Here is a 17,951-nt window from a genome sequence, read left to right on the forward strand (position 1 = left end):
TGTTCGTGGCCGTGAGAACGAACACAGCGCCTTTCGCGTGATGTTCCCGGGCCCCTGAGCGCTGGGTCAGTGTCGGTGATCGCCGACACGGCGAAGGGCAGGGGAATCATGGGCGGCGACGAGCAGACAACGTTTCCCGAGGCGGCGGTGATGCGCTCCTACACATCGGAGTTCGTCGCCCGGCTCACGGCGCGCAATCGGCTGCCCCTGGACTACTCGGTCGCCAGCCTCCGGCTCGTCGATCTGGTCGTCGACGGTCTGCGGCGGGATCAGCCGCAACGGAACAGGGTCGCCCAGACCCTGCTGGGGCTCGGCGCGTACACCGGCGAGGTGATCGTCCGCAGGGCCGGTGGGACGTGGGTGGACTTCGACGCCGTGCAACGGGAGTTGTTCCGGCAGGCGGTGGGTGTGCGGATGCCCGACGGGCGGGTCTGGAATCCGCTCGGCAAGGTCGTCAACCGCTTCGAGTCGGGGGCGGAGGAATCGGTGCAGCGGCTGTATCTCCTGCTGCACGGGCGGACCGCGCAGCGGAAGGCTGCTGGCGGACAGCTCTCGGCTGCGGGGAACCTGTGACATTTCCATGGATCCGGACGCAGAGGGACCATGAGGGAACTGACTCGGCAGGACGTGGGCACGGTGACCGGTGCCGTATCGGGCGTTGAGTAGGGAAGTGCTGGGAACGGGTGGGGAGCAGCGCCGCGGTGAGGCGTACGACGCCGAGCTCGACGACGCCGTCGTACGCGCCCAGAAGGGGGACGAGGAGGCCTTCGCCGTCGCGTACCGGATGGTGCAGCCCGGCCTCCTCGGCTACGTACGCGGACTGGTCGGCGACGACGCCGAGGATGTGGCCTCCGACGCCTGGCTGGAGATAGCCCGCGACCTGGGGCGGTTCCGCGGCGACGGAGCAGGGTTTCGCGGCTGGACGGCGGTGATTGCCCGGCACCGTGCGCTCGACCACTTGAGGAAGCTGAAGCGGCGGCCCACTGTCACCTTGATCGAACAGGACGTGCTCCAGCTGCCCGGCGGCCACGACACGGCCGCCGCGGCGCTGGAGTCGCTCTCCACCCGTGCGGCGCTGGAGATCATCGGCAGGCTGCCGCGGGAGCAGGCCGAGGCGGTACTGCTGCGGGTGGTCGTCGGCCTGGACGGTGCCGCGACGGCGCGGGTGCTGGGCAAGCGCGCGGGGGCGGTCCGTACGTCCGCGTACCGCGGGCTCAAGAGGCTGGCGGAGCAGTTGTATCCGGGCAGCGCGGCAGGCGCTGTGACAAACAGGGTGAGCCGGACGCTGGGACATGAAGAATGAGACACGAATCGCAGCGGCCGCCCGAAGAGCCGGAGACACCTGAACTTGCCGCCCTGCTCGCGGCAGCGCGGCGTACCGGGGCGCTCGACCCCGGCTACGAGAAGCGCGCGACCGACGCCTTCCTGGCCGCGCGGGACGAGGGCGCGCACGCCGCGGTGGTGCGGTGGCGGCGTCGGCGGGACGACTGGCGTCCGGCGAAACGGCGGTGCGGCGCGCACTCGTTCAAGGTGATGTTCGGCGGCTTCGTGGCCGTGGTGATGCTCGGCGGGGTGGCAGTGGCCGCCGGTTCGGGGGCGATCCGGGCGCCTTTCGGTGGCGGGAAGCCCCACGGGGCGGAGTCCGTACGTCCCGCGCACACCTCTTCCGCGACACCCGGTGGGCGTTCTTCCGGCGAGGAGTCGCTGCGGACGGACGGCGACGGCACGGAGCCGGGGGCCACACAGGCTCCGGGCGACGGGCGTCGTTCCGGCCGGCCCGAACCGGCACAGGACGATGCCGCGCTGTGCCAGGTGTACCTCGGCGACCGGGTCGGCGGGAAGGCCATGGACGCGGCCGCCTTCGTGCGGCTGGAGGAGGCCGCGGGTGATGCGTCGGAGGCGGCGGTGACGGCCTACTGCGACGGGCTTCCCGGGCAGCCGGCACCGGGGAAGTCGAAGAGCGCCCAGGACAACCAGGACGCGAAGGGGAAGGCGGAGAAGGACGCGCCCGGGGAGAAGTGGGGCGGGCCGGAGCCGTCGAGAGGAAGCGGGTCCGGGAGCGGTGGCGGCAAGGACAAGGCCGCCGGCGGCTGAAACGAGGACGACCGGGGCCGCCACCCCCCACAGGAGAGGCCCCGGTCGTCTTCCGCGGGGCCGTAGGACGACCCCGTACTCCTCTCAGCGCCGTCGCTGCGTTTTCTGTCACACCGCACCGTGTCAGGAGAATGTTGCAGCTTGTACAAGCCGTGGACGCGAACACCGAGAAGGACGTAGCGTGCTGAATCGCGCAGGGTGGCGCGGCAGTGATGACCAGCTGCGATTCAGGACAGCAGGGCAGGTTTAGGGAGTGCTGGGGGACGACGCGGAGCTCACTGCCGCGGTGCTCGCGGCGCAGGACGGGAACGAAGACGCCTTCCGTACTGTGTACCGCGCGGTGCAGCCGCGGCTGCTGGGCTATATACGGACGCTGGTGGGGGAGTCGGACGCCGAGGACGTGGCGTCCGAGTCGTGGCTGCAGATAGCGCGGGACCTCGACCGGTTCAGCGGCGACGCCGACCGCTTCCGTGGCTGGGCGGCGCGGATAGCCCGTAACCGTGCCCTGGACCATCTGCGGATGCGCGGTCGGCGCCCCGCGATCGGCGGCGACGAGTCCGAGCTGTCGGACAGGCCCGCCGATTCCGATACCGCCGACGAGGCGATGGAGGCCCTGGCCACCGGCCGCACGATGTCGCTCATCGCCCAACTGCCGCAGGACCAGGCCGAGGCCGTGGTGCTGCGGGTGGTTGTCGGCCTGGACGCGAAGAGCGCGGCGCAGACGCTGGGCAAACGGCCGGGGGCGGTACGCACCGCGGCGCACCGGGGACTGAAGCGGCTGGCGGAGCTGCTGCGCGCCGAAAGTGTGGACAGTGCCGGAAGCACGGACAGCACGGACAGCACGGACAGTGCGGGCAACGCTGGTGGCGCTTTTGGCGTCGGGGACGGCGCGGACGGCGCGGTCCCCGACGGCGGTACGGGTGTCGCCATGGACCAGGCTCCCGCGGGCGATTCCGCGGATCCGGCCGCCCCCCGCGAGAGCGCGGCAGGACGGACGGCGGATCTCGGCGCGGTGCCCGCCCAGCGCCTCTCCCGCAACGGTCTGGCGGCGCCGGCCGGTGTGACGCATTCGCGTCTGTCGACGCAGAAGGACATGTGATGGCCGACGAGCATTACGAATGGCTTGACAAGGACGCGGCGGAGAGATTGCTCAGCCGCGAACCGGTTGATTCCGTCGGCGGCCACTCGTGCACGGAAGCGGAGATGCTCGCGGCAGCGCTGGACGCCGCGGCACGGGCCGCCCGCCCGGCCACCGGCGAACTGCCGGGCGAGGCCGCGGCGCTGGCCGCCTTCCGCACCGCCACGCACTCCGCGCGCGCGAGGACACAAGCGGCGAACCCACAGGCGGCGAACCCACAGGCGGCGAGCCCACAGGCGGCGGGGTACGCCGACGAGCCGGTCGAGCCGCCACGGACCGGCGTACTCGGCCCCGTACACATCCGGCCCGCCTCCGGCGGCACTGTGTCGGACACCTCGGCCGCGGGCCCCCGCCGTACCCGCCCGCTGCGCTGGAGTCGGCCCATCCGCTTCGGTCTGGCCGCCTCCTTCGCGGGCTGCGCGCTCGGCGGGGTCGCCGTGGCCGCGGGCACCGGGATGCTCCCCGGACCGTTCGGCGAGCACGCCCCCGCACCGGCCACGTCCGTCTCGGTCGCGGCGACGCCCGACGAGCTCGACACGGGGTCCAACACCGACGCGAGCCCGCAGCCCCCCGCATCCCCGGAGCCGGAGCCCTCCGTGCCCACGGCGGACTCCTCCGCCCCCGCGGACGGCCGGGACAGCGGCAGAACAGGCAAGGGCGACGAGGGCGGGAGCGGCGAGGACGACCGGAAGTCCGACGGCGCCGGAAGCGGGGCCTCGGCCGGTACGGAGAACGGCAGGACGCCCAAGGGTTCCGGTGGCGACACCTCCGGCGAGTGGTACGCCAACACGCTCAAGGCCTGTCGCGACTACCGCGACGGCAAGCTGGACGACGACAGCCGGCGGAAGCTCGAAGCGCTGGCGGAGGGCGCCCGCAATCTGGACCGGTTCTGCGACCAGGTCGCCGCCAGAGCCGCCAGCGGCCAGAACGGCCAGAACGGCCAGGGCAGTCAGGACGACAACGGCAACGCCGACGACCAGGGCGACAACGGCAACGCCGACGACCAGGGCGACGACGGCGATTCGAACGGGGACGAGGTCGGGAAATCCCGCACGCTCCCGCCGGTTCTGTTCACCAGCACCCCGCCGTTGTCTTCGCCTTCGCTGTCGCCTTCTCCGTCGGCCTCGATCTCGGCCCCGGTCGTCCCGTCGGCGGTGGCCCGGGCGGCCGGCGCGGTCGGCGCGGCCACGCGCCATCTCCGCTGAGAGCCGGACGCGCCGGTCCCTCACGCCGTCCACCGGGTGCGACATCCAGGTGCGACATCCGGGTGTGACGTTTTTCGAGACCGTGACGCAGTAATGAATGAGCCGACTGGTCATCGGCAGCGCAAAGAGCCGGGGTTCCCCCCGTACCTGCGGCTCAGCGCAATGGCGCGGGCGGGACACGTTCCCCCGGTCCCGTCCGCGCCCCTTTTTCCCTCCGGCCGGGCCCCCGCCCTATCCGTAGACGACGACCTTGTCGCCCGTCCTCACCTGCGCGAAGAGCGAGGCGATCTTTCCCTCGTCCCGGACGTTGACGCAGCCGTGCGAGGCGCCGTTGTAGCCGCGGGCCGCGAAGTCCGCCGAGTAGTGCACCGCCTGGCCGCCGCTGAAGAACATCGCGTACGGCATGGCCGTGTGATAGATCGTCGACACGTGGTGCCGCGACTTCCAGTAGACGGAGAAGGTGCCCTCGCGGGTCGGGGTGTACTGGGAGCCGAAGCGGACGTCCATCGACGAGACGACGCGGCCGTCGATCATCCATGACAGCGTCCGGCTGTTCTTGCTGATGCAGAGCACCCGGCCCGTCATGCAGCGCTTGTCCGGCTTGGCGACGGGCACGGTGGTCGGCGGGTTCAGCTCCGCGGCCGTCGGCTCGTGCGTCATGCCGAGCAGCTTCTGCCAGGTGACGGTGTCCGTCCTGCCCGTGGTGGAGAGGCCGCGCTTGCCCTGGAAGGACCGGACGGCGGCGGCCGTGAGGGTGCCGTAGTAGCCGGTGGGGGAGCGGTCGAAGTGGCCGATCTGCCGCAGCCGGGCCTGCAGCTCCCGTACCTGCTTGCCCTGGGAGCCGGTCGCCATCAGCTTCGTGCCCTGCGGGTCCGGCTTCGGTGCGGGCGTGGCGGGGGGCTTCGAGGACGGCGACGGAGACGACGCGTCCGGCGAGGGCGACCGGCCGGCGGGCTTGGCGTCGTCGGTCGCCGTGGTCCGGGACGGTGCGGACGGGGCCGACGGTGCGCCGTCGGCGGGCTGAGCCTTGCAGCCGGCGGTCGTGGCGGCCATGGCGGTCACGGCGAGAACGGCGAGCGCCGCCGTGGCCGCGTGCCGCGCCCGGCTCCGTACCTTCCCCGCCGCCCCACCGGGCAACCTGCCCGCTGCCTCGCCCGGTGCCTCGTCCGGTGCCCTGCCCCGTGACGCGCCTGCGCTGATGCTGCGTATCATCTCGGCCCCCTGCTTCTCCGGGTTTCTCCGGTGTCCCATTGGACGGATTCCCGCTCTGCCCGGTTGCCAAAGCCTGCGCATGATGGTGGAGAGCGGCGGCGCGGGCCGTCGGGAAGGGCTGTGAGCAAGGTCCCAGCCGGTGACTCTCCACCGGTCTCGGCCCCGCCGCTACAGTCCGTCGCGGGAATCCTCGGTTACCAGTAAGTAGCTTTACGAGCAGCTTCAGCGGGAGGCACAGCAGATGACGCGCGAGTCGGAGTCGGGACTGCCCATCGAGCCGGTGTACGGGCCGGACGCACTTGACGGGTGGTACCCCGACGACAAGCTGGGAGAGCCGGGGGCCTACCCCTTCACGCGCGGTGTCTACCCGACGATGTACACCGGCCGGCCGTGGACGATGCGCCAGTACGCGGGGTTCGGTACGGCCACGGAGTCCAACGCCCGCTACAAGCAGCTCATCGCCAACGGCACCATGGGCCTCTCCGTCGCCTTCGACCTGCCCACCCAGATGGGCCACGACTCCGACGCGGCGATCGCGTCCGGGGAGGTCGGCAAGGTCGGGGTCGCGATCGACTCGATCGACGACATGCGGGTCCTGTTCGACGGGATTCCGCTGGACAAGGTCTCCACGTCCATGACGATCAACGCGCCCGCCGCCCTTCTCCTCCTCCTCTACCAGCTGGTCGGCGAGGAGCAGGGCGTCCCGGCCCAGAAGCTCACCGGCACCATCCAGAACGATGTGCTCAAGGAGTACATCGCGCGCGGCACGTACATCTTTCCGCCGGGGCCCTCGCTCCGGCTGATCGCCGACATCTTCAAGTACTGCCGGGCAGAGATCCCGAAGTGGAACACCATCTCGATCTCCGGGTACCACATGGCGGAGGCCGGTGCCTCGCCCGCGCAGGAGATCGCGTTCACCCTCGCCGACGGCATCGAGTACGTCCGTACCGCCGTCGCCGCGGGCATGGACGTCGACGACTTCGCCCCCCGCCTCTCCTTCTTCTTCGTCGCCCGCACGACGATCCTCGAAGAGGTCGCCAAGTTCCGTGCCGCGCGCCGGATCTGGGCGCGGGTGATGAAGGAGGAGTTCGGCGCGGAGAACCCCAAGTCGATGATGCTGCGCTTCCACACCCAGACCGCGGGCGTCCAGCTCACCGCCCAGCAGCCCGAGGTCAACCTGGTGCGCGTCGCCGTCCAGGGCCTGGCCGCGGTCCTCGGCGGTACGCAGTCGCTGCACACCAACTCCTTCGACGAGGCGATCGCCCTCCCGACCGACAAGTCCGCCCGCCTCGCGCTCCGTACCCAGCAGGTCCTGGCGTACGAGACGGACGTCACCGCGACGGTCGACCCGTTCGCGGGTTCGTACGTCGTCGAGAAGATGACCGACGAGGTCGAGGCCGCCGCCCTGGAGCTGATGCTCAAGGTCGAGGACATGGGCGGCGCGGTCAACGCGATCGAGCGCGGCTTCCAGAAGAACGAGATCGAGCGCAGCGCGTACCGCATCGCCCTGGAGACCGACAGCGCCGAGCGTGTCGTGGTCGGCGTCAACCGCTTCCAGCTCGACGAGGAGGAGCCGTACGAGCCCCTGCGCGTCGACCCCGCGATCGAGGCCCAGCAGTCGGCCCGCCTGGCGAAGCTCCGCGCCGAACGCGACCAGGGCGCGGTGGACACGGCGCTGGCACAGCTGCGGAAGGCCGCCGAGGGCACGGACAACGTCCTGTACCCGATGAAGGAGGCCCTCAGGGCGCGGGCGACGGTGGGCGAGGTGTGCAACGCGCTGCGGGGGGTGTGGGGGGCGTATGAGCCGTCGGACGTGTTCTGATCGGGTGGTGTCCACCCGCGGGGGTGATCTCTCGCTGAATCTCCACGGCCACGGTTAAGCTCATGAACAGTGGTCCCCGAAAGGAGGATGCCGTGGCCGTAATACAGCACGAGGAGCAGGTGCACGTGCAGGAACAGCCGGAGCTGACGCTCGGCGAGGCAGCCGACCAGCTCGCACGCTCGCTGCCTGGGCATCGCGTGGAGATTCTCCAGGGGAGGCTCACTGTGACACCACCGGCGGACGGAACGCACGCTCTGGCGCTGTCCTGGCTCAGCGAGGAGTTCGGCGCCCGGGCGCGCAAGGTAGGACTCAGGCTCGTCCAGGGCGTTGGGCTATGGCTGCCCACCGGCCCTGACGACTACGCGATTCCTGATCTGTCGGTTGTCGAGGCGGACTTCCGGGACGCTCACGCCATGAAGAACTGCTACGCCGCGCACGTCTTCCGCATGGTGGTGGAGGTGACGTCCACCAATTGGTCGGACGGCCTCGGTCCCAAGGTCGAGGACTACGCCCAGGCGGGCATTCCGGTCTACGTCGTGGCCGATCGCAAGCACGACCAGGTGCTGCTGTTCAGCGATCCGCGGAGCGGTGAGTACAAGAACAAGGAGCCCCACAAGCGTGGGACCTCGTTCACCGTGCCGGACGTGGTCGGTGTCGAGATGAAGCTCTCCGTGGACCGCCTCCTCGACGGCGACGAGGACTGACCCAGGGTCCTCACCGCACCCCCCTGACGGAGTGTCGTACCCGCGTGCGACACTCCGTTTCATGCTGGGTGTCACGGACCTTCCGACCTATCTCGCCGGCCTGGTGCTGATCGTTCTGCTGCCGGGGCCGAATTCGCTGTACGTGCTGTCCGTCGCCGCCCGGCGCGGTGTGCGGACCGGCTATGTGGCCGCGGCCGGGGTGTGGACCGGGGACACCGTGCTGATGACGTTGTCCGCGCTGGGGGCCTCGTCCCTGCTGCGGACGACTCCGGTGCTCTTCGCCGTCGTCAAGTTCGCGGGTGCGGGCTATCTGACCTGGCTGGCGATCGGCATGCTGCGGGCCGCGGTGGCCATGTGGCGCGAGCGGCACCGGCGGGTGGCCGAGCTGACCGAGGAGAGCACCGGACCCGAGGCCGCCGCCGCGATGGAGCGGCCGTACCGGCGGGCGCTGGTGGTCAGCCTCTTCAACCCGAAGGCGATCCTGTTCCTGATCTCGTTCTTCGTGCAGTTCGTCGATCCCGGCTACGCCTACCCGGCGCTCTCGTTCCTGGTGCTGGGCACCCTGCTGCAGATCGCCAGCTTCTTCTATCTGTCGATGCTGATATTCGGCGGCACCCGGCTGTCCGCCGTGTTCCGCCGCCGCAGGCGGCTGTCGGCCGGGGCCACCTCGGCGGCCGGTCTGCTGTTCCTGGGGTTCGCGGCGAAGCTCTCGCTCAGCAGCGTGTGAGCGCGGTGCGCCGACCGGGGCCGGAGGCAGGGCACCGCGAGGCACGGTACGGGGTGCGCTGAGGCCTCTCGTAGCCCGTACCGACGCCGTGGGTCAGTCGTCGGACGGCTTGGGCAGGGCCCGGGCCTGGAACCGGGGTGCGTCCTGCGCGGCGCCCCGCCGGCACGGCCACCCCGTCGCGCCTCCGCTCACGCCCCCATGCGCAATGCCGCGCGCAGCCGGGCGCTCTGGGCGGTCATGGCTCGTTTCAGGCGAGGGCCGACCGGCTTCTCCACGTACCGGTGGATCAGCCAGGCGAGGATCAGCAGCGAGCCGATCGCGCCGAGCAGTGTCGGCACCGGGGGCAGGCCCCAGCCGCGGTGCAGGATCCGGATGGCGAACCAGCCGAGATGTTCGTGCACCAGGTAGAACGGGTAGGTCAGGGCGCCGGCGACCGTCAGCCAGCGCCAGTTCGCCCAGCGCAGCCACCCCAGCGCCACCGCGGCGACCGAGAGGAAGGCGGCGGCGACGATCAGCTGGATCACGTACGGGGAGCGATGGAAGTCGCCGTCCATGCCCGGGTGCCAGAGCGCGGTGACGGAGTAGCGCTGGCCGAGGAGAAAGCTCATCGCGACGATTCCCCACAGCAGCAGGTCGCTGCCGTACCGGTGGATCAGGTACAGGGCCAGGCCGCCGATGAAGAACGGCGCGTGGTCGCGCATGACCAGTTCGTCCGTCAGCGGGGTCTGGGCGACTCGGGCGAGCACCCCCGCGAACGTCCACAGGCAGCAGAAGGCCACCACCCTGCGGTAGGTGACGCCGCGCCAGACGACGAAGAGCGCGAACAGAACGTAGAAGCGCAGCTCGACCCAGAGTGTCCAGCACACGCCCAGCACCCGGTCCGCGCCCATGGGCTGCTGCAGCATCGTCAGGTTGAGCAGCAGTTCGTCCGAGCGCAGCGGCTTCACGACGACCGGCAGGACGATCGCGGCCGCCGTCACGAGGATGATCGCGGCCCAGTACGCCGGGTAGAGGCGGGCGACCCTGGACCGGAAGAAGTCGCCCAGCGACCGCCCCCAGCTGCTCATGCAGATGACGAAGCCGCTGATGAGGAAGAAGAACTGCACCCCGAGACAGCCGTAGACGGCCGCCTGGGAGAGGGTCGGGAACATCTGGCCCGGCGACTGCCCCCAGGACTGAGCGACCGGGCCGTCCTTCCCCGCGAAGTGGTACAGGCAGACCATGAGGGCGGCCAGGATGCGCAGTCCGTCCAGGGCCCGCATCCGGCCCGCGCCCGCGCCGGAGCGCGGATCGCGCGGGGCGGGTATCACGGCAGCCGCAGCGGACCGGGTTGTCGTGGGCGCTTCGGCCACGGTGATGCTCCTCTCCCGGAACGGACCGGGACGTGTGGAATCTGGAACCGGCCGCCCCGGGCCGCTCGCGCGGACGGCCGGGCCTGCTGCCGCTTGCGCGGACGCCCGGGCCTGCTGCCGCGCCGGGGACGGCCGGAGGATCCGCCGTCATCGCGGCGGTGGAGCACGGACGGCCCGCCGGCCACCTCGTCCGACGGCAGGGCGGGTCAGCCCGCCGCCGCCCGCTTCAGGGTGCGGGCCTTGCGGGCGATCCGGCGCACCGTCGCGTTGCGCGGGATGAACGCGAGCTGTGCGGGTACGGCTCCGGGCAGCCCCAGCGCGGTCAGCCGACGCCGTTTGAAGTAGCGCCGGAGGTTGTCGCGGTGCCCGGTGAGATACCGCTCGGCCTCGGGGCGCAGCGCGGCCTGGATCTGCGGTTGCATGGCGTAGCCGACCGCGCTCACCAGGCCGGTCGGCTCGCCCCGGACCTCTTCGGCGGAGGGCAGCGACCAGCCGGTGACCGCGGACGTGTCTTCCAGGTCGGGCAGGAGTGCGTCGACGATCGTCAGCGGGATGCGGTTGCTGTTCTGGTACGGGGCGAGCCGTTCCAGAAGGGAGCCGGTGCCGACGCGGGCGACCGGGAGCCCGTAGAACGAGGCGGCGGTCAGCAGCGCGGTGGAGAAGCAGCCGACGACCAGGGCGGGGCGCATGGTTTCGAACAGCGTCTCGGCGAGGACGGGGCTGTCGAGAACGGTGAGATCCGCGCCGAGCCGTTCCGCCTCCTGCTCCAGCGACCGCGCCCAGTGGGCCGGCGCGCTGGGGTGCGGCTTGAAGACGACCCGGGTGTGGCCGAGAGCGACGGCGCCGCGCAGCATCCGCGCGTGCAGGTCCTCCTCCTGCTGGGGCGTGAGAATGCCCAGCGTGGAGAGGTACTGGCCGAGCAGCAGGGCCGGGGCGGGGCCGCCGTCGGGGCCGGGGACGTCCGCCGATCCGGCGAGCTCGTCCAGCACCTTCAGGAAGACATCGGTCGGTACGATCTCCGGCTCGACGCCGAACTCGGTGAGCAGCAGCGGCCGCAGGCCCGGCACCAGGTCCAGGTGGAGCAGCCGGCGGATGCGGGTGCCGACCCGCTGGTCGAGCCTGCTGCGGGTCGGCCCGTAGCTCATCAGCCCGTCGGCGTAGATGTGCACCGGGCTGTCGCCGAAGATCACCGCGAGGGCCTGGGAGGGGTTGGCCTGGATCGACTCGCAGGCGATCTCGACCGGTTCGTCGCCGAGGTTCCATGCCCGGCGTACAGCCCGCTCCCACAGCGAGGCGTCCTGTTCCCGGGGCGACCAGCCCGCCGGGTGGAACGGCCGGATGAAGTCGTTCCAGGAATGCACCATGTCGAATTCGGACTCCAGTCTCTCGAATCCGGGCCTGCGATGGAGCGGTGTGCCCAGTTCGGGAGAGGGCGAGGTGTCGCTAACGACGAGGATGCGCCGGTGCTCCGAGCGCGGACCGAACTGGCCCGCGCGCAATGCCGCGACGAGTGTGGCGGCGGCGTACTGCGTGCACGCGGAGAAGATCTGGGTGGTGGACCGGCCGACCGGCGCGGTGTACATGCCGGACATCAGGCCGCGACCTCCCGGGAGACGGAACGGCGGCGTACTCGGCGCAGCTGGTCCGCACGGCGGTCGCCCAGCGAATTCAGCGTATCGGCGAGAATGTCCTGGGGCATGCGCCGCAGAGAAGCCGCACTCATGGAGCGCAATTTCCGTGCCACTGCTGGTTCGAACCTTTCGATGGATCCCAAGTGGTGCGCCATGACCGCGCAATAGGTGCGCACCGCCTTCGGCAGCAGCCGGTCCGCCTCCGGATCCCGCGCCGTCTCTTCGAGGACCTGGTCGAAGGCCCGGATGAAGTCGAGCTGGCGCACGTCGCCGATCTGGGTGAGCGACGACGCCACCCCGCGCCGGTAGAAGACCCCCGGCAGCCCGACCACCGCGAACGATTCGGCCTCGCGGTGCAGGCGCCAGATCCAGGGCCGGTCCTCGGCCGTGCGCAGCCCGTCCCGGAAGCGGAGCAGCCCCGACTCCACGAGCCTGCGGTGATACGCACCGGCCCAGGCGTAGGCGTAGTCCACGGGCGTCGACCGGTCGGACGGCAGGATTACGTCGCGCGGCCGCATGACGGTGTTGCGCAGACCGTGCGGAACCCGATGGACGGTGCGCGTCCGGTCCGTGAACTGCACATGGTCCGTACGGACGAAGTCGCACCCCAGATCCGTGATGGCGGCCAGCAGCCGCTCGTAGTGGCCGGGAACGACCCAGTCGTCGCCGTCGAGAAAGGTGAGGTACTCGCCGCGCGCCGCATCGATTCCCGTGTTGCGTGCGGTGGCCAGGCCCCCGTTCTTCTCGTGTCCGACCAGGACGGCACCGGGGATCTCGCGCTCGGCGCGCTGGAGGATCTCCAGAGTCCCGTCGGTCGAACAGTCGTCGACGAAGATGAATTCGAAATCATTTCGGGCATTGGCCCGCAGACTTCGCAAGGTATCGGGGGCATATGCCTGCACGTTGTAGAACGGCACGATGACGGAGAGCTTAACCACGCGTCACACGCTAGGCGGAGGCCCGTCATTTGCCTTGGCCCCGGAAGAGACTGCAGGTGAACGAAGAATGTCGAAATGGTGAACCGGTCGATCCCTTGCCCCGTGTGGGGCTTTTGTGCAGGCGATTCGCCAATCGTCGGTGGGCTGTTAACCAGCTGTTGCCGTCACGTTGGGCCGCGCATCGAAATGGCTTCCTAAGTTCTGGGACGTGCCCCCACGTACCGATAAGACGACCGCCCTCCGGGTGGCCGTACTCGCAGACTCCGACACCCGGTGGAAATGGGGCGCGCTCACCGCGCGCCGCCTCACCACCGGTGCGTCCGGAACGTCGGCGCAGCACGTCGAGATCACCGGACTCCTGCTGCGCGGCCGGGCCACCCCGACCCCGCGCCAGCTCGCCGAGGTCGGCGACGTCGGTATCGACACCGAGCGGGTGCGCGAGGTGACGGCGGTCGAATTCCTGCACACGGTGCGGGACGAGGGGTACGACGTCGTCGTCCTCGCCCTCGTCGGGGGAGCCGTCCAGGCGATGCTGCACGGCCTCGCCGCGCTGCGCCTGCCGGCCAGGCCCGTCGTCGTCACCGGCTATGTCGGCGTCGTCTACGAGAAGCTCGCCGACGGGCTGCTGCTGCGGCACGGCGCGGACATCGTCCTCGCCAACTCCCGGCACGACGCGGAGCGTTTCCGTGCCGTGTACGAGGGAGTGGGCGCCGACGCCTCGGCCGTCACGGAGGCCGCCCTGCCGTTCCTCGGCGGCGAACCGCACCGCCCGCGGGTGGGCCGCGACACCGTCGTCTTCGCCGCCCAGCCCTCCGTACCGGCCTCCCGCGCCGACCGTACGTACCTGCTGCGCAGGCTCGTCGAGCACGCCCGGCTGCACCCGGACCGCGAGGTGCTGCTGAAGCTGCGCTCCAAGCCCGGCGAGCACACCACGCACATCGAGGAACTCCCGTACCAGCGCCTCGCGGAGCGGCTGCCCGGCGGGCTGCCGCCCAACTTCCGCCTGGTGTACGGGCACATGGGCGAAGTCCTGGACCGCACAGACCTGCTGGTCACGGTCTCCTCGACCGCCGCGCTGGAGTCCCTGCACCGGCGCGTTCCGACCGCGATCCTCACCGACCTCGGCGTCCGCGAGACCCTCGGCAACCACCACTTCATCGGCTCCGGCCTGCTCACCTCCTGGGACCGCCTGGACGGCGGCTTCCGCCCGGAGCCCGACCCCGCGTGGCTGGCCGGTCAGGGGGTCGCGGCCGACGGCACCTACGCCACGGCCTACGACCACGCGCGCGCCCGCGTCGACGCCCTGCTCGCCGCCGCGCGCCTGCCCGACCTCGCCCCGTACTACACACCCGCCACCGCCCCCGGCTACCTGCCCGGCATCCTCGCCCGCCACCACCTGGCGCCCGACGGCCACCCGCTGCCGGGTGCCGACCGGCCGCGCGAGACCGGCGGGGTGCGGGGCGCGATGCGCGACGCGGTCCGGGAGGCGGCGCGGGGCGCGTACCGGCAGGGCGTCCAGCGGGTCGCCCCGGTGATCCGACGGATGGGCGAGCTGTGAACACCACTTCAGGAGCAGAGATGACCCCGACCCCGACCGTGCTCGCCGTGATCCCCGCCCGCGGCGGATCCAAGGGCGTCCCCGCCAAGAACATCGCCCAGGTCGGCGGCGTACCGCTGGTCGCCCGCGCCGTACGCGCCTGCCTGGCCTCCCGCGAGGTCACGGACGTCGTCGTGACCACCGACGACGCGGCCATCGCCGACGCCGCCCGCGCCGCGGGCGACACGCTGGGCGCCCCGGAACGGGTGCACATCGTCCAGCGCCCCGCGGCCATCGCCGGGGACAGGGCGAGCAGCGAGGACGCGGTGCTGCACGCCCTGGACGCGTACGAGGCGATGCACGACCGGACAACCGACGTGGTGCTGCTCGTCCAGTGCACCAGCCCCTTCGTCGTACGGGAGGACATCGACGGCGTCGCCGCGGCGGTCGCCCGCGACGGCGCCGACACGGCGGTCACGGTCGCCCCCTTCCACGGCTTCCTGTGGCGCGACGGCAGCGCGCTGGAGGAGGGCAACTACGGCGTCAACCACGACAAGTCCGTCCGGCAGATGCGCCAGGACCGCCCCGAGGACCTGCTGGAGACCGGTACCGCGTACGCCATGAACGCGGCCGGCTTCCGTACCCACCGCCACCGCTTCTTCGGCCACACCGCCCTGGTGCGCACCGACGCCGCCCGGGTCCTGGAGATCGACGACCCGCACGACCTGGCCCGCGCCCGCGCGCTCGCCCCGCTCCTGGACCCCTCCCCGCTGCCCACCCTCGACGACATCGACGCGGTCGTCCTCGACTTCGACGGCACGCAGACCGACGACCGGGTCCTCATCGACGCCGACGGACGCGAGATCGTCGCCGTCCACCGCGGCGACGGCCTGGGCATCGCCGCCCTGCGCAAGGCCGGACTGCCGCTGCTGATCCTCTCCAGCGAGCAGAACCCGGTCGTCGCGGCCCGCGCCCACAAGCTCCGCATCCCCGTCCTGCACGGCATCGACCGCAAGGACCTGGCGCTCAAGCAGTGGTGCGACGAACAGTCCATCGCCCCCGAACGCGTCCTCTACGTGGGCAACGACGTCAACGACCTGCCCTGCTTCGCACTCGCCGGCTGGCCGGTGGCGGTCGCGAGCGCCCACGACTCGGTACGGGCCGCGGCACGCGCCGTCACGACGACCCCCGGCGGCTTCGGCGCCATCCGCGAGATCGCGGCCTGGCTGCTCGGCCCCACCCTCACGACCACGACCCCCACCCGATCCTCCGAGTGACCCGGGGCCCCCAAGCCCCGAGCAACCCTCAAGTCCCCCAAACCCCGAGCAACCCTCAAGTCCCCCAAGCACCAACCGAATCCCCCAAGTCCCCAAGTCCCGTACATCCCGCAAGACACGCACGTCCCCCGAGTAAGGAACAGGACTCATGAGCACCTCCCGTCTGCGCACCCTCGGCACCCGCACCGCCGGCCCCGGCCACCCCGTCTACGTCACCGGCGAGATCGGCATCAACCACAACGGTGACCTCGACAACGCCCTCGCGCTGATCGACGTGGCGGCCGAAGCCGGCTGCGACGCCGTCAAGTTCCAGAAGCGCACCCCGGAGATCTGCACCCCGCGCGACCAGTGGGACATCGAGCGCGACACCCCCTGGGGCCGGATGACGTACATCGACTACCGTCACCGCGTCGAGTTCGGCGAGGCCGAGTACCGGGCGATCTCCGAGCACTGCGCCGAGCGCGGTATCGACTGGTTCGCGTCCCCGTGGGACACCGAGGCCGTCGCCTTCCTGGAGAAGTTCGACGTCCCCGCGCACAAGGTGGCCTCGGCCTCCCTCACCGACGACGAACTCCTGCGCGCCCTGCGCGCCACCGGCCGCACGGTCATCCTCTCCACCGGCATGTCGACCCCGCGCCAGATCCGCCACGCGGTGGAGGTGCTGGGATCGGACAACATCCTTCTCTGCCACGCCACGTCGACGTACCCGGCCAAGGCCGAGGAGCTGAACCTGCGGGTCATCAACACCCTCCAGCAGGAGTACCCCAACGTCCCGATCGGCTACAGCGGCCATGAGACCGGCCTCCAGACGACCCTCGCCGCCGTCGCCCTCGGCGCCGCGTTCGTCGAGCGCCACATCACCCTCGACCGCGCCATGTGGGGCTCCGACCAGGCCGCCTCCGTCGAGCCGCAGGGCCTCACCCGCCTCGTCCGCGACATCCGCACCATCGAGGCCTCGCTCGGCGACGGCATCAAGAAGGTGTACGAGTCCGAGCTCGGCCCGATGAAGAAGCTCCGCCGGGTCGCGGGCGTCGTCGCCGAGAACGCCGAGAACGCCGAGAACGCCGAGAACGCCGAGGCGGCCCCGGTCGCCGAGCCGGTCGCGGTCTGACGGGCCGACCGGTGAACCTCGCCTTCGTCGAGAGCCCGGTCCAGCTCCTGAACGTCCTGGAGTGGGCCTACACAGAGGGAGGCGACGACCACGTCTTCACCGACATAACGGTCGTCGTCCTCCCCCCGGTCGACCCGATGTCGCGCGGTCAGCTGCGCCGGATGGCGGAGCTGGCCCGCGACGAGGGCGTCAACGTCCGCTGGCAGGAAGCGCGTGGCGGCGCGGGCGCGCCCCTGAAGACCCTGCGCTCACTGACCGGACTTCTGCGCAGGGCGGAGCGCGTCGTCATCGGCGACCCGTTCTCCCGCTACGTCCAACTGCTGCTCACCCTGGTCCGCGCCCGCCGCCTCACCGTGGTCGACGACGGTACGGCCACCATGGAGTTCGTCGCCCAGCTGGCGCGCGGCGAACGGCTGGTGCGCTGGCACCGCAAGGGCAGCTCGGGCCCGCGCGAACTGGTCCTGGCCCCGGTCACGGCCCGCGCCCGCAGCCGCTTCACCCCGTCCGCGACCCGTACGGTCGAGGTCTTCACGGCCATGCCGGTCGAGGCTCCGCCCGGCGTCACCATCACGCCCAACACCTTCGCCTGGACCCGGGCCCGGTTCGGCCCGCCGCTGCTGACCAAGGGCGCGGACCTGGTCGGCACCTCGCTCGTCGAGACGGGCGTGGTCGAGACGGCCCAGTACCTGGAGGCCGTCGCGGGCCTGGCGCGCACCCACCACGCCACCCGCTACTTCGCCCACCGCCGCGAATCCGCCGACAAGCTCCACGCCCTGGAAGCCGCCACCGGCCTGGAGATCGTCCGCCCCGACCTGCCCCTGGAACTCATCGCCCGCCGCGGCCCCATCGGCCGCACGGTCCTGAGCTTCCCCTCCACGGTCGTCCACACCCTGCCCCTGGCCCTGGCGGGCACGGACGTCAAGGTCGCGGTCTGCGACATCGCCCCGGAATGGCTCCGCGACACGGCATCCCCCCGTGCCCAGAGCTTCCTGGCCGGCGTCACGGAAACGGCCCGTGACGTGCAACGGCTTGCGCCCTGGCGGGCGACGGCGGTGACGGAGGCGTAGGGGGCGAAAGTCCGGCGGGTGTGGCGCGGAGCCGTCAGACGGGCATGACCTGCACGTCGTAGGAGGGGATCCACTTGTCGCGGGTCAGGGTGGTCATCCCCCTCGGTCTGAGCCTGTGCGATCAGTATCCGGTCGA

16 protein-coding genes are annotated in these 17,951 nt (G+C 71.3%); 12 read left to right on the plus strand and 4 right to left on the minus strand.

The window, feature by feature from the left end:
• Positions 1-108: 108 nt before the first annotated feature.
• The 5 genes from OH735_RS23125 to OH735_RS23145 all read left to right on the plus strand — a co-directional run bounded on the left by OH735_RS23125 (position 109) and on the right by OH735_RS23145 (position 4,437).
• Positions 109-573 (plus strand): hypothetical protein, encoded by a 465-nt coding sequence (locus OH735_RS23125; RefSeq protein WP_406386694.1) that lies wholly within the window; start codon positions 109-111, stop codon positions 571-573.
• Positions 574-673: 100 nt separating this feature from the next.
• The gene (locus OH735_RS23130; RefSeq protein ID WP_406386696.1) at positions 674-1,303 is read left to right on the plus strand and encodes an RNA polymerase sigma factor; all 630 of its coding nucleotides are present in this window, start codon (positions 674-676) and stop codon (positions 1,301-1,303) included.
• Positions 1,300-2,094, plus strand: a complete 795-nt coding sequence (locus OH735_RS23135; protein WP_406383421.1) for a hypothetical protein — start codon at positions 1,300-1,302, stop codon at positions 2,092-2,094. The genes OH735_RS23130 and OH735_RS23135 overlap by 4 nt, the downstream gene beginning before the upstream one ends.
• 253 nt (positions 2,095-2,347) lie before the next feature.
• Complete coding sequence (locus OH735_RS23140; RefSeq protein ID WP_406383422.1) at positions 2,348-3,193, plus strand: RNA polymerase sigma factor; 846 nt, start codon at positions 2,348-2,350, stop codon at positions 3,191-3,193.
• Entirely contained in the window at positions 3,193-4,437 is a 1,245-nt protein-coding gene (locus tag OH735_RS23145) for a hypothetical protein (protein ID WP_406383423.1), read from the plus strand. The genes OH735_RS23140 and OH735_RS23145 overlap by 1 nt, the downstream gene beginning before the upstream one ends.
• A 231-nt stretch (positions 4,438-4,668) precedes the next feature.
• On the opposite strand, the gene OH735_RS23150 is transcribed toward OH735_RS23145, so the two are convergent.
• Positions 4,669-5,649 carry a L,D-transpeptidase family protein gene (locus tag OH735_RS23150; RefSeq protein ID WP_406383424.1) on the minus strand — a complete coding sequence of 327 codons (981 nt, stop codon included), beginning with the start codon at positions 5,647-5,649 and terminating at the stop codon, positions 4,669-4,671.
• Positions 5,650-5,890: 241 nt separating this feature from the next.
• Between OH735_RS23150 and OH735_RS23155 the strand changes: the two genes are divergently transcribed.
• The 3 genes from OH735_RS23155 (at position 5,891) to leuE (ending at position 8,902) form a co-directional block, all read left to right on the plus strand.
• Positions 5,891-7,471, plus strand: coding sequence for a methylmalonyl-CoA mutase (locus tag OH735_RS23155; RefSeq protein WP_406383426.1), 1,581 nt, complete (start codon positions 5,891-5,893; stop codon positions 7,469-7,471).
• A 92-nt stretch (positions 7,472-7,563) separates the two neighbouring features.
• The gene (locus OH735_RS23160; RefSeq protein ID WP_406383427.1) at positions 7,564-8,175 is read left to right on the plus strand and encodes a Uma2 family endonuclease; all 612 of its coding nucleotides are present in this window, start codon (positions 7,564-7,566) and stop codon (positions 8,173-8,175) included.
• Between the two features lie 61 nt (positions 8,176-8,236).
• Positions 8,237-8,902, plus strand: a complete 666-nt coding sequence (gene leuE, locus OH735_RS23165) for a leucine efflux protein LeuE (RefSeq protein ID WP_406383428.1) — start codon at positions 8,237-8,239, stop codon at positions 8,900-8,902.
• Between the two features lie 188 nt (positions 8,903-9,090).
• On the opposite strand, the gene OH735_RS23170 is transcribed toward leuE, so the two are convergent.
• The 3 genes from OH735_RS23170 to OH735_RS23180 all read right to left on the minus strand — a co-directional run bounded on the left by OH735_RS23170 (position 9,091) and on the right by OH735_RS23180 (position 12,823).
• Complete coding sequence (locus OH735_RS23170; RefSeq protein ID WP_406383429.1) at positions 9,091-10,254, minus strand: acyltransferase family protein; 1,164 nt, start codon at positions 10,252-10,254, stop codon at positions 9,091-9,093.
• Positions 10,255-10,460: 206 nt separating this feature from the next.
• Positions 10,461-11,846 (minus strand): polysialyltransferase family glycosyltransferase, encoded by a 1,386-nt coding sequence (locus OH735_RS23175; RefSeq protein ID WP_406383430.1) that lies wholly within the window; start codon positions 11,844-11,846, stop codon positions 10,461-10,463.
• A complete protein-coding gene (locus OH735_RS23180) occupies positions 11,846-12,823 on the minus strand; it encodes a glycosyltransferase family 2 protein (protein ID WP_406383431.1) in 978 nt (325 codons plus the stop codon). The genes OH735_RS23175 and OH735_RS23180 overlap by 1 nt, the downstream gene beginning before the upstream one ends.
• A 208-nt stretch (positions 12,824-13,031) precedes the next feature.
• On the opposite strand from OH735_RS23180, the gene OH735_RS23185 reads away from it, so the two are divergent.
• From OH735_RS23185 to OH735_RS23200, 4 genes are all read left to right on the plus strand, one after another.
• Complete coding sequence (locus tag OH735_RS23185; protein ID WP_406383432.1) at positions 13,032-14,381, plus strand: DUF6716 putative glycosyltransferase; 1,350 nt, start codon at positions 13,032-13,034, stop codon at positions 14,379-14,381.
• Between the two features lie 20 nt (positions 14,382-14,401).
• Positions 14,402-15,637 carry a cytidylyltransferase domain-containing protein gene (locus OH735_RS23190; RefSeq protein ID WP_406383434.1) on the plus strand — a complete coding sequence of 412 codons (1,236 nt, stop codon included), beginning with the start codon at positions 14,402-14,404 and terminating at the stop codon, positions 15,635-15,637.
• Positions 15,638-15,785: 148 nt separating this feature from the next.
• On the plus strand, positions 15,786-16,748 hold the full coding sequence (locus OH735_RS23195) for an N-acetylneuraminate synthase family protein (RefSeq protein ID WP_406383436.1): 963 nt from the start codon (positions 15,786-15,788) through the stop codon (positions 16,746-16,748).
• An 11-nt stretch (positions 16,749-16,759) separates the two neighbouring features.
• A complete protein-coding gene (locus OH735_RS23200) occupies positions 16,760-17,815 on the plus strand; it encodes a hypothetical protein (RefSeq protein WP_266748105.1) in 1,056 nt (351 codons plus the stop codon).
• The last annotated feature ends 136 nt before the right edge of the window (positions 17,816-17,951 follow it).

The sequence above is a fragment of the Streptomyces sp. NBC_01618 genome (assembly GCF_045209435.1).
In the GTDB taxonomy this organism is placed as follows: Bacteria; Actinomycetota; Actinomycetes; order Streptomycetales; family Streptomycetaceae; genus Streptomyces.

Bases quoted from the DNA above. Each gene is read 5' to 3' on its own strand.
- OH735_RS23125 (WP_406386694.1), top strand. From the start codon at position 109: ATGGGCGGCGACGAGCAGACAACGTTTCCCGAGGCGGCGGTGATGCGC.
- OH735_RS23135 (WP_406383421.1), top strand. From the start codon at position 1,300: ATGAGACACGAATCGCAGCGGCCGCCCGAAGAGCCGGAGACACCTGAA.
- OH735_RS23145 (WP_406383423.1), top strand. From the start codon at position 3,193: ATGGCCGACGAGCATTACGAATGGCTTGACAAGGACGCGGCGGAGAGA.
- OH735_RS23150 (WP_406383424.1), bottom strand. From the start codon at position 5,649: ATGATACGCAGCATCAGCGCAGGCGCGTCACGGGGCAGGGCACCGGAC.
- OH735_RS23155 (WP_406383426.1), top strand. From the start codon at position 5,891: ATGACGCGCGAGTCGGAGTCGGGACTGCCCATCGAGCCGGTGTACGGG.
- leuE (WP_406383428.1), top strand. From the start codon at position 8,237: ATGCTGGGTGTCACGGACCTTCCGACCTATCTCGCCGGCCTGGTGCTG.
- OH735_RS23175 (WP_406383430.1), bottom strand. From the start codon at position 11,846: ATGTCCGGCATGTACACCGCGCCGGTCGGCCGGTCCACCACCCAGATC.
- OH735_RS23190 (WP_406383434.1), top strand. From the start codon at position 14,402: ATGACCCCGACCCCGACCGTGCTCGCCGTGATCCCCGCCCGCGGCGGA.
- OH735_RS23195 (WP_406383436.1), top strand. From the start codon at position 15,786: ATGAGCACCTCCCGTCTGCGCACCCTCGGCACCCGCACCGCCGGCCCC.